This is a genomic window from Desulfofundulus luciae, from assembly GCF_030813795.1.
Taxonomy (GTDB): domain Bacteria; phylum Bacillota; class Desulfotomaculia; order Desulfotomaculales; family Desulfovirgulaceae; genus Desulfofundulus; species Desulfofundulus luciae.
The window spans coordinates 1-13,451 of record NZ_JAUSUX010000022.1; the positions used below are offsets into that span (position 1 = coordinate 1).

Annotated in this window: 12 protein-coding genes; all 12 read right to left on the reverse strand. The window is 60.4% G+C overall.

Annotated features, from left to right (window positions below):
• Positions 1-501 (reverse strand): thiolase family protein (locus J2Z49_RS11575; RefSeq protein WP_307403121.1); only part of this gene is annotated, 501 nt, incomplete at its 3' end.
• 456 nt (positions 502-957) lie between these two features.
• Positions 958-1,338 carry a RidA family protein gene (locus J2Z49_RS11580; protein WP_072871479.1) on the reverse strand — a complete coding sequence of 127 codons (381 nt, stop codon included), beginning with the start codon at positions 1,336-1,338 and terminating at the stop codon, positions 958-960.
• A 55-nt stretch (positions 1,339-1,393) separates the two neighbouring features.
• Positions 1,394-2,116: a type 1 glutamine amidotransferase gene (locus tag J2Z49_RS11585; RefSeq protein WP_307403155.1), complete on the reverse strand. Its 723-nt coding sequence runs from the start codon at positions 2,114-2,116 to the stop codon at positions 1,394-1,396.
• A complete protein-coding gene (locus tag J2Z49_RS11590) occupies positions 2,088-3,491 on the reverse strand; it encodes a MurT ligase domain-containing protein (protein ID WP_307403122.1) in 1,404 nt (467 codons plus the stop codon). Before J2Z49_RS11590 ends, J2Z49_RS11585 begins: the two co-directional genes overlap by 29 nt.
• 209 nt (positions 3,492-3,700) lie before the next feature.
• Positions 3,701-4,675: an MBL fold metallo-hydrolase gene (locus J2Z49_RS11595; RefSeq protein ID WP_307403123.1), complete on the reverse strand. Its 975-nt coding sequence runs from the start codon at positions 4,673-4,675 to the stop codon at positions 3,701-3,703.
• A gap of 102 nt (positions 4,676-4,777) precedes the next feature.
• Positions 4,778-5,323, reverse strand: a complete 546-nt coding sequence (locus tag J2Z49_RS11600; RefSeq protein ID WP_307403124.1) for a Uma2 family endonuclease — start codon at positions 5,321-5,323, stop codon at positions 4,778-4,780.
• Between the two features lie 104 nt (positions 5,324-5,427).
• The gene (locus J2Z49_RS11605) at positions 5,428-6,258 is read right to left on the reverse strand and encodes an ATP-binding cassette domain-containing protein (RefSeq protein WP_307403125.1); all 831 of its coding nucleotides are present in this window, start codon (positions 6,256-6,258) and stop codon (positions 5,428-5,430) included.
• Entirely contained in the window at positions 6,237-6,998 is a 762-nt protein-coding gene (cbiQ, locus tag J2Z49_RS11610) for a cobalt ECF transporter T component CbiQ (RefSeq protein WP_307403126.1), read from the reverse strand. Before cbiQ ends, J2Z49_RS11605 begins: the two co-directional genes overlap by 22 nt.
• A 322-nt stretch (positions 6,999-7,320) precedes the next feature.
• Positions 7,321-7,632, reverse strand: coding sequence for a PDGLE domain-containing protein (locus J2Z49_RS11615; RefSeq protein WP_307403127.1), 312 nt, complete (start codon positions 7,630-7,632; stop codon positions 7,321-7,323).
• Positions 7,629-8,285, reverse strand: a complete 657-nt coding sequence (locus J2Z49_RS11620) for an energy-coupling factor ABC transporter permease (RefSeq protein ID WP_307403128.1) — start codon at positions 8,283-8,285, stop codon at positions 7,629-7,631. The genes J2Z49_RS11615 and J2Z49_RS11620 overlap by 4 nt, the downstream gene beginning before the upstream one ends.
• A 310-nt stretch (positions 8,286-8,595) precedes the next feature.
• A complete protein-coding gene (locus J2Z49_RS11625) occupies positions 8,596-12,216 on the reverse strand; it encodes an AAA family ATPase (RefSeq protein ID WP_307403129.1) in 3,621 nt (1,206 codons plus the stop codon).
• Complete coding sequence (locus tag J2Z49_RS11630) at positions 12,203-13,444, reverse strand: exonuclease SbcCD subunit D (RefSeq protein WP_307403130.1); 1,242 nt, start codon at positions 13,442-13,444, stop codon at positions 12,203-12,205. Before J2Z49_RS11630 ends, J2Z49_RS11625 begins: the two co-directional genes overlap by 14 nt.
• Positions 13,445-13,451: the final 7 nt, after the last annotated feature.

Here is a 13,451-nt window from a genome sequence, read left to right on the forward strand (position 1 = left end):
GTATTCTCTGGCCACTTCGCCGCCGTGGATGGCCATGTGCCGGTTGTAAAAGGCGCACCACAGGCCGTCGTGGACCATCAGGTCGACAAACCTGGTGTCACCCATGCGCAGGCCCCAGCGGGCGTGCACAAAGTAGGGCGCGTTGCTCATGCTTTCCATGCCGCCGGCAACGATGATGTGGGCGTCGCCGGCCCGGATGATCTGGTCGCCCAGGGTTACCGCCCGCAGGCCGGAGGCGCAGACCTTGTTTAAGGTTTCCGAGGGCACTTCCCAGGGTAACCCCGCCAGCCGGGTGGCCTGGCGGGAGGGAATCTGGCCGCAACCGCCCTGCAGGACCTGCCCCATGATCACGTTGTCCACCTGGTCCCCGTTGATGCCCGCCCGCCGGACGGCTTCTTTAATCACCATACCCCCCAACTGGACGGCAGTGAGAGGTGCCAGAACCCCGCCCAGCTTTCCAAAAGGCGTTCTGGCTGCACTGACGATGACCGTTTCTCGCACCAAAAACTTCTCCTTTCCCCGCAGTAATTTTATACCAGCCCACTTGAAAAAAGTTGTTTACCGGCAGGAAGTGCCATACATCAACCGGGAAGAAGATTTTACCTAGCCCCGATTTTACCTGAACCTACTTTGCCTAAATGCATAATGCATGTAGAGCAAAAGGCATGCCAAAAAAAATAGCCGATTTGTCATTCAAATAAAAAACTTTATTTTATTTGATTTTTCCATGGATTTTGACTAAAGGCTGCCGGGGCAAAGTGTACACACTGTAGACAGTTGTCGTTTGACATGCCACTTTTTTTTGACTTCACATGGCGTCCCGCCAGGGCGGGCAGCAGACTTCGTTGACTTTTTGCTCATCAAAAATAATTAAATGGCCCCCGGTATAAACCGGGAGCCATCTACCGTAATGACCACACCCAAATATTTGCTCAAAACCGCCGGGTATACCCTTCCCTACAGGAGGGCGATGGCTTCAATTTCCACCAGCACATCCTTAGGCAGGCGCGATACGGCCGCACAGGAGCGAGCGGGCGCACTCCGGGCAAAAAATTCAGCGTACACTTCGTTTAGCCCGGGAAAGTCATTCATATCGGTGATAAACACGGTAGCTTTCACCACCCGCTCCAGGGAAGTGCCTGCCGCCGCCAGCACTTCTCTTAAGTTGTTCAACACCTGCCTGGTTTGAACTTTAATATCCCCCTCCACCACCTTACCTGTGGCCGGGTCGATGGGAATTTGGCCAGAGACGAATACAAATCCACCGGCTTTAATGGCCTGGGAATAGGGCCCTATGGCGGCCGGAGCCCTGTCGGTACGCACTACTTCCTTCTCCATTTTGCAAACCCTCCCGCACCCAGTGATACAGTATGTATTATTTGCCTTTTTGGGTTTACTCCAAAAGGCGCTTGAGCATTACTTCAGCGGCCACCCTTTCCAGACGGTCGTCCAGGGGAGCAAGTTCCGCGGGCAAACCCCGGCGCATGAGTGCCAGGGAGATGAGGTGATCCGTAAGCCGGGGGTTCTTGGGCAGCAGGGGGCCGTGGAGGTAGGAGCAAAAGACGTTTTTGTAACGGGCCCCCTCGGTGCCGTCCTCCCCGTTGTTGCCGTAACCCACCAGCACCCGACCCAGCGGGGAAATCTGGCCCAGGAAAGTCCGGCCGGCGTGGTTTTCAAAACCGGTTACCCGCACGTTCTCCCCTTCTATTTCCAGCTCTACCACCACGTTGCCAATCATTCTCTCCCGCCCGGCCTCCGTATAAAAGTCTAAAAGACCCAGGCCGGGAATCACGTGGCCTTCCAGGGTGCGGTAATATTTGCCCAGCAACTGGTAGCCGCCGCAGATGGCCAGCACCACCAGCCCATCCTCCACCGCCGCCTGCAAAAGCTCCCGGCGATTTTCCAGGTCTTTGGCCATCAGGTTTTGTTCCCGGTCGGAACCCCCGCCCAGGAAAAGAAAATCCATTTCCCGGAAGTCAACCGGGTCCCCCAGGTTAATGCGGTGCACCTCCACTTCAATCCCGCGCCACTGGCAGCGGCGGACATAGGCCATCACGTTACCCCGGTCACCATAGAGATTTAACAGGTCAGGATACAGATGGCAGACTTTCAACACGACTTTCCCTTTTTGCATAACCACTCAAAATCCTTTCCAGGGGCCATAAGGCCGTATAGGTAGCCAAAAGATAGGCCGTGTTGCCGGAACCATTCAAAACGTGTTCTACGGCCCGGTGCATGTTCTCGACCACAACCTTGTCAAGGGGCACCCCGGCATATTTCAGCCTGACGGCCATTTCCGCCCCCCTTTGCCCGGTGCAGACCAGGGAGTTCAAGCGGTGGTGGTGTTCCTCCAGAACCTCAAAATCCACGTCCCACAGCCAGGAAATGTCCCGCCCGTCGGCATCGTTATCATTGATGGCAATGAGCACATCCACCGGGCCGGGGAGGGAAAGCAAAGCTCCCAACCCCTCGTTAAAGCCGGTGGGGTTTTTGACCAGGTTTAAGAGCACCGGCTTATCCCGGTAAAGGAACCTTTCCATACGCCCGGTGGCCGGTGTGTAACCCGCCAGGGCGCCAATTATCACTCCCGGCTCCACGCCCAGGGAAAGGCCGGCCGAAAAAGCCGCCAGGCCGTTGTAGAGGTTATACAACCCGGGCACGGGAATAACCAGCTCATGGGAGCCGGCGGGCGAACGCAGACGGCAGGTTATCCTGTGATCTCCCTGGGAAACTTCCGTGCCCTCTACATCGGCGAGAGGCCGGGAAAAGCCACAGCCGGGACAACGGTAATTACCCAACTGGCTGTAGTGATAGTAGGCATAGAAGAGCTCCCGCCCGCAATGGGGGCAGAAGCGCCCCTCCCGGGCGGCGGCAGAAAAGGAAGCCACCTGATGGTGTTCCCCCAGGCCATAATAAAACGCCTCTTTACCGGTGGAGGTAGCCAGAGGGGCTACCAGGGGATCATCGGCATTTAATACCAGCCCGGTCCCCGGCAATTGAACTAGAGCTTCACGGATGAGGGATATGGTTTTGTCCAGTTCCCCGTAGCGATCCAGTTGGTCCCGGAAAAAGTTGGTGATCACCACGATGTTTGGATATACCTGGCGGGTAACCCGGGGAAAGGAGGCCTCGTCCACCTCCAGGAGGGCGTAATCGCAGTCCACCCGCCCGGAGAGGGATGCGGCCTTTAAAAAAGCGGTGGTTACGCCGGTAATCAGGTTGGCCCCCTCGGCGTTAACCACCACCCGGTAACCAGCCTCCCTGACAACCCGGGCAATCATGTTGTTGGTGGTGGTCTTGCCGTTGGTGCCGGTCACCATGACCACCCCCCGGGAAGCCTGCCGGGCCAGGCAGCCCAGGATGCCGGGGCAGATTTTCAAGGCCACCATACCGGGCAGGGAGGAACCTTTACCCCGTCCCAGCAAGCGAACCAGCCACATGATTGCCTTAGCAACCAGGATGGCAATAATTAAACGCAAGCGAAAAGCCAAGTCTTTCCTGCACCCCTTGTTAGAGGAAATATATTAGAGGATAAATATGTGAGCCCGGTTGGATGCGGCCCAGCACTCACCTAAATATGACTCTGCTCCCGGTGTTTCAGGTTTAATTGACACATCAGGTTTTTGGAAGAGCTAGTATTCCAGTGAGTGCTGGGTCCCCGCTCACTCCAGTGCTTCGCGCCGACAGCACCGCATCCTCGTCATAACGGTTTTACTGAATATTTACTGAGGAAATAATACGCCACGCCGTCCTTCTTTTCTACTTTCACGCGGCCTTCTTCCACCAGTACGTCCAGGTGGGCCTGTACTTCCGAAAGTCCTAAAAAGATGTTGAACCCCTTCAAATCGGGATAGGTGATCCGGGAAAGCTCAAAAGCGCTGCATGGCTCGTACTTGCCCAACAGGTCTACCAGGGCGTCGAAACGGGCCTGGTGGTGTTCCCGCACCATGGCCACCACCTGCCGGTAGTCGTCTATGACTTCTCCGTGCCCCGGCCAGACCCGCCTTATGTCCATGGACGTCAGCCTGTCCAACCCCTGCAGGTAGTGGCGCAGGCTGGGTGCCCGGCGATCGGGGTGAACCGGATCGCGCTCCAGAAATGGGTTGGGGGTGATGCGGGGCAGCAAAAAGTCCCCGGAAATAAGGCTTTTCCCCGCCGGGTCATAAAAACAAAGGTGCCCGGTGGCATGGCCCGGAAAATGGAACGCCTTCAAACTTCCGCCCTCAAATGGTATTTCCGTGCCGTCGGTGGCGGTTATGGCACCCCCGGGCGGCACAAAGGGCCGGGGGAGCTTATCCCCGTCCTTGAGAACTTCCGCTATGATCTCCGCCGGGGTACCGGCCTCCCGGATAAAGGGCATCCTCTCCCCGATAAAATCGTTTTTACCGCTCAGTTTCTTTAAATCATAGGGATGGATATATACCTTTGCCCCCGTCAGGGAGTGTATCCAGTGGGCCAGGCCGCTGTGATCCGAATGGAAATGGGTGAGCAGAATCCGTTCAATTTCGGCCAGGGGAACACCCAAACGGTTTAGTTCTTTCTGCAACACTTCCCTGGCCTCCCGGGTATCGGGCCCCGGATCCACCAGAGAATAGGGTCGTGAGGCGATGAGATAGGCGTTCACCGGTCCCACCGCGTAAGGGGTGGGTACTACTATCCTGTGTAACGGTAGCAAATCAACAACTCCCCTTCAGTAGAATGGCATCCGGCGTTGTCTACGCTTACTCCTGTGCTCCGCACCGACACTAAGTTGGTTGCGGATACTCTGAAGCGAAAATTAAAAAACCTTGTTCAGATCCAGCCGCAGGCCGGGAAGCACCGTGGAAACAAAAGGCTTTTCATCGTGCCGGGCGTAAAGCTCCTTTTTTTCTCCTTCCGGGGTGAAGGTGCACACTTCTATAGTTTGGGCCACCGGGTGCACATACCAGACTTCCCGCACCCCGTGGCTTCGGTAGAGCTCTTTTTTAATGGTTTGATCCATGGCCGCGGTGGAAGGGGATAAAACTTCAATCACCAGATCGGGCCCACCCCTTATATTGGCCTCACCGATGATGTGCCGGCGCTCCTGGCTGATGAAAATGATATCCGGCTGAACCACATCTTCCTCCGTTAAGTAAACGTCAATGGGAGCATCTAAAATGACCCCCAATTTGTTTTCCTGAACATGCCAGCGCAAAATAAATTCCAGATTTCCGCATATCATCTGGTGGATCACGCTGGGCGCTGGTACCATATAAAGCCTCCCCCCAATTAGTTCGTAACGCTTATCCACGGGTAACTGGAGGTATTCACGGTAAGTCATTTTTAATTCACCCAGGGACATCCCCTTCACCTCCGAAACCTCCGAAAAGAAAACATTTACAGTTTATTATACCACAGCTTAACCGGCTGGCCATAATAATAAAAGCACCTCTTGTCTAGAGGCGCTTAAACCCGGTGTCCTGCCAAAATATCTTTCAGCAAGGCTGCCGCCTGTTCCACTGTATAGGGCACGGTTTTGAGCTGCAATTCGGGCAGGGAGCGAAAAATCTGCGTCACCAGGGGAAAACGCAGGCTGGCCTGGCGGATTATATCCTCCCGGACCAGCAGCGACGGATCACCCTGGGCCAGGGTGCGGCCGTTTTTTATGATAATCACCCGGTCCGCCCAGCCGGCCGCCATATCCACGTCGTGGGTGGCCACCAGGATGGTGGCACCCCGGCGGTGCAGCCGGTCCAGAATATCCAGCAATGTATCCTTGCCCTGAGGATCCAGGTAGGCCATGGGCTCGTCCAGGACGATAACTTCCGGCCCCATGGCCAGAACCCCGGCAATGGCCACCCGCTTTTTCTGGCCGTAGCTAAGGTGGTAAGGCGGTTTGTCCCGGTATGCTTCCATCTGCACTGCCGCCAGGGCCTCCTGCACCCGCCGTTCGACCTCTGCGGCGGGCAGGCCCATATTCACCGGGCCAAAGGCCACGTCCTCCCCTACGGTGGAAGAAAAAACCTGATCATCGGGATCCTGAAACACCAGGCCCACCCGGCTCTTGATCTCCCTGGCCGTACGGGCGTTGACTTCCCGCCCCATGACCCGCACCTTTCCCCGCTGGGGCAGGTAAAGGCCGTTTAAATGCAGCAAGAGGGTGGACTTACCCGCTCCATTGGGTCCCAAAAGGGCCACCCGGCTTCCTTCGGGTATAGAAAGGGAAAGGCCCTGCAGGGCCCTGGTGCCGTCCCGGTAGGTATAGTGCAGGTCCTCTACTTCAATGACAAAAGCCAAATATGTCCCCCCAGTTCAAAAAGACGCAATCCTATGGCCACGGACAGGATGAAAGCACCCCACGCCAGATCCCACCCTCCGGGAGGAGGAAGCGCCCTTTTGCGGTTCTCCCCGGAATAACCGCGGGCCAGCATCGCGTGATAAATCCTCTCTCCCCGTTCCCAGGACCGGATAAAAAGGACCGCTATGGTTTGCCCCAGGGTGCGAAAAGTGTGCCGGTGGAAAAGATGTCTGCCCGGCACAAACCCCCGGGCCGTGCGTGCGGTTTTCATCCGCCGCAGCTCATCGCCCACCACATATATATAGCGGATGCTAAACTCTATCAACTGGATGAACACAGCCGGTACCCGAAAGAAGGACAGCGCTTCCAGCACACGGCGCAGGCCGGTTGTAGCCATCAGGAAATTTACGGCTAAAACCGCAGCAAAAACCCGCAGGGAAAGCATAAGGGCGTGCTGCCACCCTTCCCGGGTAGCGGTTAAGGTTAGTATTCCCCACTCCCAGCGCCAGAAGGGCTCACCCGGGATGATGAAGGGGAACAGGAAAATCATTATGCCGGCAAAGGGCAGCAACCACAACAGGCGACTGACCAGCTGACGCAGGTGCAGGCGGGCCGCTGCCGTAAGTACCAGCAGAAAACCCGCCGCCAGAGCCAGAGCTGTCCGGGAGGTAAGCATGGTCGACAGGGCAACAAAGCCCACCACCGCCACCACCTTGACCCGGGGATCCAGCCTGTGCATGAACGACCCGGAGTACCCGCCGGGTTGAAGAAAATGGTCCAATACCTGTGACACTTTAACACTTCCCTTCCAGCCCTTATGCTATTTCCGTACCGGGCACAGAAACTCACAGAAAAAGACCATGGGGTAACACGCCTGTCTTTCCGGGCAGGCAGTTGCCTCCATGGCCTTTCCTTATATCTTATGTGATTTTAAAAAATTATACGATATTGAAAACCATGGGATCTCCTTGACCCCGTTTAGATAATTATACCGCCGGCAACCCCCTCTGTTCAAGTATTTTTATTCCAGGCCAGCGACAGTGAAATAAGGTCCGCAGCCGTCAGGAACGCCCCTTCCCGGCATTTCCCTTCGGCCGGACAAAAACCAGGCTCACAAGATACATGGCCCCAAACACAAGCAGTGTGCCCACTAAGCCGGCCAGGGAAGTGGCCAGGCCCTCGCTGGCAATGCCGGGAAAAACGTAGTCGGGCATCAGGGCGTGGATCAGTTCTTTCCCCTCGGCCAGGTGCAGGAATCCCTTATCCTCGGCCACCCGCTCCAACCCGTCCGGGCTGGGAGAGGCAAAGGGAGAAAGAAAGGCGGCAATGGCCAGGGCAACCAGAAGGCCCCATATTAAATTCTTTCTGTTCATAATTGCTCACCTCCCGCATAACTCTTCTGCCCGAACTGCTCCAACCCCCACAACCGGGAAACAAAGGAAACCACCACCACGGTAATCAGACCCTCGCCGATACCGATCAGGGCGTGCCACCCCAGCATGGCCGGCAGGACCACTGCCAGGGGTACAGTACCGGAGAAGGCAATTTCCAGGCTGCATGCCAGTGCCGCAGCCATTACCGACAGCCAGGCAGCCAGGAAGGTAGCTGCAGTGCGGCCGGCATTACCCTTGAACAGGCCGCCCACCAGCCGGTAAGTACCATAAGCCACCCACGGGGCAATTACCGCCATATTCAACACGTTGGCCCCCAGGGCGGTCAGGCCGCCGTCATAAAAGAAAAGCATTTGAATAACCAGTACCGTGGTTAAAATCAAGCCGGCACTCCAGGGGCCCAACAAGATCGCCGCCAGGGCTCCCCCCAAAAGATGGCCCGAGGTACCGCCGGCTACAGGGAAATTGATCATCTGGGCGGCAAAGATAAAGGCCCCCATCACCCCCAGGGCCGGCACCTGCCGGTCCTCCAGCACTTTCCTGGTCTTTGAGACTGCCGTGGCGAGAGCTCCCGCACTAACCACACTGGCCCCCACCCAGATCTTGGGATCCAAAAATCCGTCGGGAATATGCATTAGACCGCCTCCTCCTGTTTCGATAATTTCAACCTGCGCAGCCTTACAATCACCAGGGGAACAAAAATGACCACGCTGGCCTTCCCCTGGAAGAGACCTCCGTGGTCACCATTGTACCGTAAATCCTTTGTCCTTTTGGGCCGGCTGTAACGGGCACCTCCTTGATGCCCATTTTTTAAAAAGCCGTTACTTTATGTAGTATTCTGCAGGCCGGGTTGAAATCCTGCCGCCAATAAAAATTTTCCGGCACTTCATTTGTTTACTCCAGAATCTTTTTTCCCGTTGGGGCCGGACTCTGGTGATGCGCCAATCACGCCAGTTCCAGGCGGACCCGGCTGCCCGGGCCCCCGGGCCGGGCCGGCTCGACCACCAGGCGGCGGGGCAGGCGGCTTTTCAGCTGGGGCAGGTGGCTGATCAGTCCGATGGCCACCCGTTCCAGGGGCAGGCGCTCCAGGGTATCCATCACCGCCTCCAGGCACTGCTCATCCAGGGAACCGAAGCCCTCATCCAGGAAGAAGAACTCCAGGGGAGCCCGGCCCCGCCGCTGGATCTGATCCGAGAGGGCCAGCGCCAGGGCTAAAGATACCAGGAAGGTTTCGCCGCCCGAAAGGGTGGAAACAGGGCGCTTAAGGCCTCCGTTGCCCTCGTCCCGGAGGATGAAACCGCCCTGCCCGTCCAGTTCCAGGGCGTAGCGGTAGCCGGTGAGCCGGCCCAGCCGCTCCGTAGCCAGGGCAACCAGGTTCTCCAGCCGCCGGCGGGCCATAAACTCCACCAGCGCCCTGCCCCGCAGAAGCCCTTCCAGCTCCCGCAGGAGTGCAGCGCGCCGGGCCAGCTGCTGCCGCTCCCCTTCCAGGACGGCCCACCGCTGCTGGTTTTCCTGCAGCTTTTGCAGCAGCACCCCCGCCGCTCCTTCCTGCTGCTGGGCCAGGCCCAGGGCTTCTTCCGCGGCCCGTAATTCTTCCTGCAGCCGATGCCACTCTCCCTCGTCCACGCGCATGCCTTTCAGGCGGGCCTCCACTTCCTGCAGCCCCTTCAGCAGCACCTGTTCCTCCTGACGGTGTTTCTTCACCTGACTGGTTAATTCCTCCCGCTCCTGCGGGTCCAGCAGGGCGTCTTTAGCCTCGGCGGGACTGGCGAAATGGTTCTCCCGTGCCGACCGTTCCAGGCGCCGGTACAGGTCCTCCAGCCGCTCCTGCAGGGCAGCACAGGTCTGTTCTTCGCCCTTCAGTTCCAGCCGGACCCGCTGGAAGGCCTCAGTCGCTTTCTGGCTTTCTTCCTCCGCCCGGGCCACCGCCCCCTGCAGCAGGGACAGCTCTTCCTGCACCTGCTCCAGGGCCTCCTGCACCCGCAAACCGCCGGTAAACTCGTGCAACTCCGCCCGGAGCCGCCGGATCTGTTCTGCCCTGCCCGCCAGGGTGACCTTCAGGGCCTCCTCTTTAACCACCAGGTCCCGCAGGTCATCCTTGAGCTGCTGAAGCCGCCCGGCCAGGTCTTTTAACTCCGCCTCCAGCCCTGCCATCTCGTCCTGGCAGCGCCGGTGCTTTTGCTGCTTCTCCCTTAAAGCATCCCAGTACCCCGGGACCTGCTCCGGGTCCGCCAGGCCCAGCACCTCCAGAAACAGCCGGAGTTTTTCCCTGACCGCCTGCTGCTCCGCCCCTTTTTCCCCCAGGTGCCGGCAGAGGACGTCGACCTGCCGGGCCAGGCCTGCCCGGTCGGACTGCAGGCGGGCGAGGGCGGGCCTCTGCTCATCCAGCCGGCGGCGCAGTTCCTCTTTCCGGTCCAGGGCTTCTTTTAAGTGCTGCTGCCAGTCGCGCCAGGCCCGCTGCTGCTCCTGATATGCCTGCTCCGCCCTTTGCAGCCGGGCCGGGAGATCCTGCACCGGCACCCCCTGCCATTCTGCCGGCAGCTCACCCCGCAAACGCTTGCCCTCCGCCCCAACCTGCTCCTTTTCTCCCGCCAGCTGCTCCTCCCGGAGCTTTAACGCCGCAATCTCCGTTTCCAGCTGGACGATTTTCTTTTCACACTCCTGCCACTCATCCCGCCGCCGCGCCTGCTCCTCCTCTGCGGCTTCCACCGCCTCCTCATAGGGGGTGAGTTCCGTCCCCGCAGGGGAGGCGGGCGAGGGGTGATGGGTCGAGCCGCAGACCGGGCAGGTCCGCCCCGCCTCCAGCGTCCGGGCCAGGGCGGCGGCCATATTCCGGCGGCGGGCTTCCTCCAGTTGCTGCCGCGCCCGGTCCAGTGCCCCGCCCGCTTCTTCCAGAGCCAGCCGCAGGGCCGCCGCCTCCTGCCCCCGGGTTTCCCGCTCGTGCTGCAGTAATGCCAGCCGCTCCCTGACCTGCCGGTGTTCCTCCTGGAGCTTCTGGTACCGGGCGGCCAGTTCCTGCAGCGCCTCGATCCGGTGCCTGAGGTCCTGTATTTCACCGGCCCGTTTTTCCAGGTAACCCTCCGGTACGGGCGGGTTTCCCTGCAGGTGTTCCAAACCCTCTTCGTGCCGCTTCAGCTCACGTTCCAGCCCCTGCACTTCCCGGGCCAGTTCCGTCTCCCGCTGCTGCAGCGCGGCAAGATCACGACCCGCCTCATCCCGCTCCCCTTCCATCTTTTTTACTTCCTGGCCCAGCCGGGACAGCTCCCGGTACAGGTCCAGGGCACAGCGGGCCTGCTCGGCTTCCTCCAGGGTAACCTGGAACTGTTCCCGCAGTTCCTGCAGTTCGGCCAGCCGCTGCTCCCCCCAGGCCAGCCGGGAAGCAAGTTCTTCCTGCTGCTTCCCCAGGTCCTGCCCGGCCAGCTCCCACCGGTCTAATTGTTTTTGATCCCTGGCTTGCTGCTCCAGCCAGGTGTCCAGCTCCTTTTCCTGCTCCCGGGCCTGTTCCAGCCGCGCCTGCTGCCTTAAAAGGGCCGGACCCCTTTCCTCCCACTGCCGCCGCACCCGCCCGGCCTCTTCCCCCGCCGCCCGGGCAGCCTCCTCCCGCCGTGCCAGTTCTTCCTGCAAAGAGCGCAGCCCTTCCCGGCGCTTCTCCAGGTCTTTTTCCAGGCGCCCGTACTCTTCCAGCAACCCGCGAAGGGTTTCGGCCCGGGCCGCCCGTTCCAGGCGTTCCTCGGTCCAGCGCACCTGCGCTTCCGCGGCCTGGAGTTCCTGCAGCCGGCGCTGCAGGTTGGCCCGCTGTTCCTGGGCCTGGCGGATCTCGCGGGCCTCCTCCAGCCGCCTGCGGATCGCCTGCAGGTTTTGTTCTGCCTCCCGGCGGGCCGCCCGGTTCTTTTCCAGGGCCTGACGGGCCCTCTCCAGGGCCTGGGGTGAACAGTCGCCCAGACCCCTCTGCTCCGCCTCTACCCTGTCCAGGCCTGCCTGCACTTTGGCCCCGGCATCGCTTACCCGTTTCTTTAACTGCTCGCCGAACCGGTCGAGTTCAAAAATGCGCTCCAGCATCTGGTTCCGGTCCGCCGGCCGCAGGGCCAGAAACTCGGCAAAACGGCCCTGGGGCAGGACCACCGCCCGGGTGAAGTCGTCCGCGGTGAGTCCCAGCAGCCTTTGAACTTCTGTTTTTACCTGGTCGGCTCCATCCGCCAGTACCCTTTCCCCATCCGGGTCGATGCGCACCAGCCGGCATTCCCGGGTATGGGCACCAAAATCGCCGCTTTTGCGCAGCACCCGTTCCACCCGGTAGCGGCACCGTCCCTCACCCCGGCCCACTTCAAAGGTGAAGGCCACCCGGGCCTGTTCGCTCTGCTGGTTGATAATTCCCTCCCTGCCCCGGCTGGCCCGCTTCACCTCCCCGAAGAGGGCCAGGGTAACCGCATCCAGGATGGTGGACTTGCCGCTGCCGGTGGGACCGAAAATACCGAAGATCCCCCGCTCGCACAGGGCCTCAAAGTCCACCACCTCTTCCTGGCGGTAGCTGTGCAACCCGGCCAGGCGCAGTTCAACCGGCCTCAACTTCGTCCCCCCTTTCCCCTGCCGTGGTTTCCACCAGTTCCAGGAAAATACGCACCAGATCGGCTTGCGGCTCGCCGCCCCCGGTCTGCTGGCGGTAAAAAAGCTTAAAAAGCTCGTCCAGGGGCAGAGCGCCCACATCCGGGGTTCCGGCAGCCTCCCCTTCCTGCTCCGGCAGGACCGTCCTGATGTCGATGATCCCCGGCCGGATCTCACGCAGCCGCTCCACCTGCTCCCGGGTAAGGGGAGCTGCCGCGTGGACTTCCAGGTCAATCCAGGCCCGCTCATCCCGCCCGGCCCGGCACCAGGCCAGTACTTCCTCGTACCCCCCGGTGGCCCGCCACCGCACCAGCGGCCGCCCGGAGCTCAAGGGGATCTCCCGCCACTTCACCGGCCGGCCGCAGGAGGCCTCCACCAGAATTACCCCCTTGGCCTGGCCGGCATCGGAGAAGCTGTAGGCCAGGGGCGAGCCGCTGTACCGGCAGGGCACGGCTGCACCTTCCACCCCCTGGGGGCGGTGCAGGTGCCCCAGGGCCACGTATTGTACCTCCCGCGGAAAGGCACCCGGATCCACGCTGTAGGCCCCGCCCAGGGAGAGAGTACGTTCGGAGTCGCTGATCTGCCCGCCGTACACGTAAAGGTGGCTGACGGCCAGGTTCACCGCTTCCGGCCGGCAGGCGCCGGCCAGCTGCCGGAAGGCGGCGGCCACCCGCCGGGAATAGGCCGCCTGGCGGTCAACTTCCTCCGGGGAGCCGGTGAGCAGTTCACCCAGCCTGGCCTCGGAGGGGTAAGGCAGGGCCAGTACCACTGCCGGGCAGGGCCAGCCGGACCCCTGCAGCACCAGGCGGGAGGGGCCGGACTCCAGCACGCCCGGCCCTAAAGGCGGCACATCTCCCGGGCGGCCCAGGATGTGCACCCCCTGGCGGGCCGCCAGGGGTACCGGTGCGGCCAGGCGCTCGGGCTGGTCGTGGTTGCCCGCAATCACCACCACCTGCCGCCCGCCCACCGCCAGGCGGGAAAGGGCATCAAAGAATATTTCTTCGGCCCGGGCCGGGGGATTTTCGGTATCGAAAACGTCCCCGGCCAGCAGGACCAGGTGCACCCCTTCCTCCGCCGCCAGGCGGGCGATCTCATCGATAAACTGCTCCTGCTCGTCCCAGCGCCGGTGGCCGCCTATGGTTTTTCCCAGGTGCCAGTCTGAGGTATGTAAAATGCGCAGGGCCTTGTCCAAGTTTGAT

Bases quoted from the DNA above. Each gene is read 5' to 3' on its own strand.
- J2Z49_RS11580 (WP_072871479.1), bottom strand. From the start codon at position 1,338: ATGGAGAAGGAAGTAGTGCGTACCGACAGGGCTCCGGCCGCCATAGGG.
- J2Z49_RS11600 (WP_307403124.1), bottom strand. From the start codon at position 5,323: ATGTCCCTGGGTGAATTAAAAATGACTTACCGTGAATACCTCCAGTTA.
- cbiQ (WP_307403126.1), bottom strand. From the start codon at position 6,998: ATGCACAGGCTGGATCCCCGGGTCAAGGTGGTGGCGGTGGTGGGCTTT.
- J2Z49_RS11615 (WP_307403127.1), bottom strand. From the start codon at position 7,632: ATGAACAGAAAGAATTTAATATGGGGCCTTCTGGTTGCCCTGGCCATT.
- J2Z49_RS11620 (WP_307403128.1), bottom strand. From the start codon at position 8,285: ATGCATATTCCCGACGGATTTTTGGATCCCAAGATCTGGGTGGGGGCC.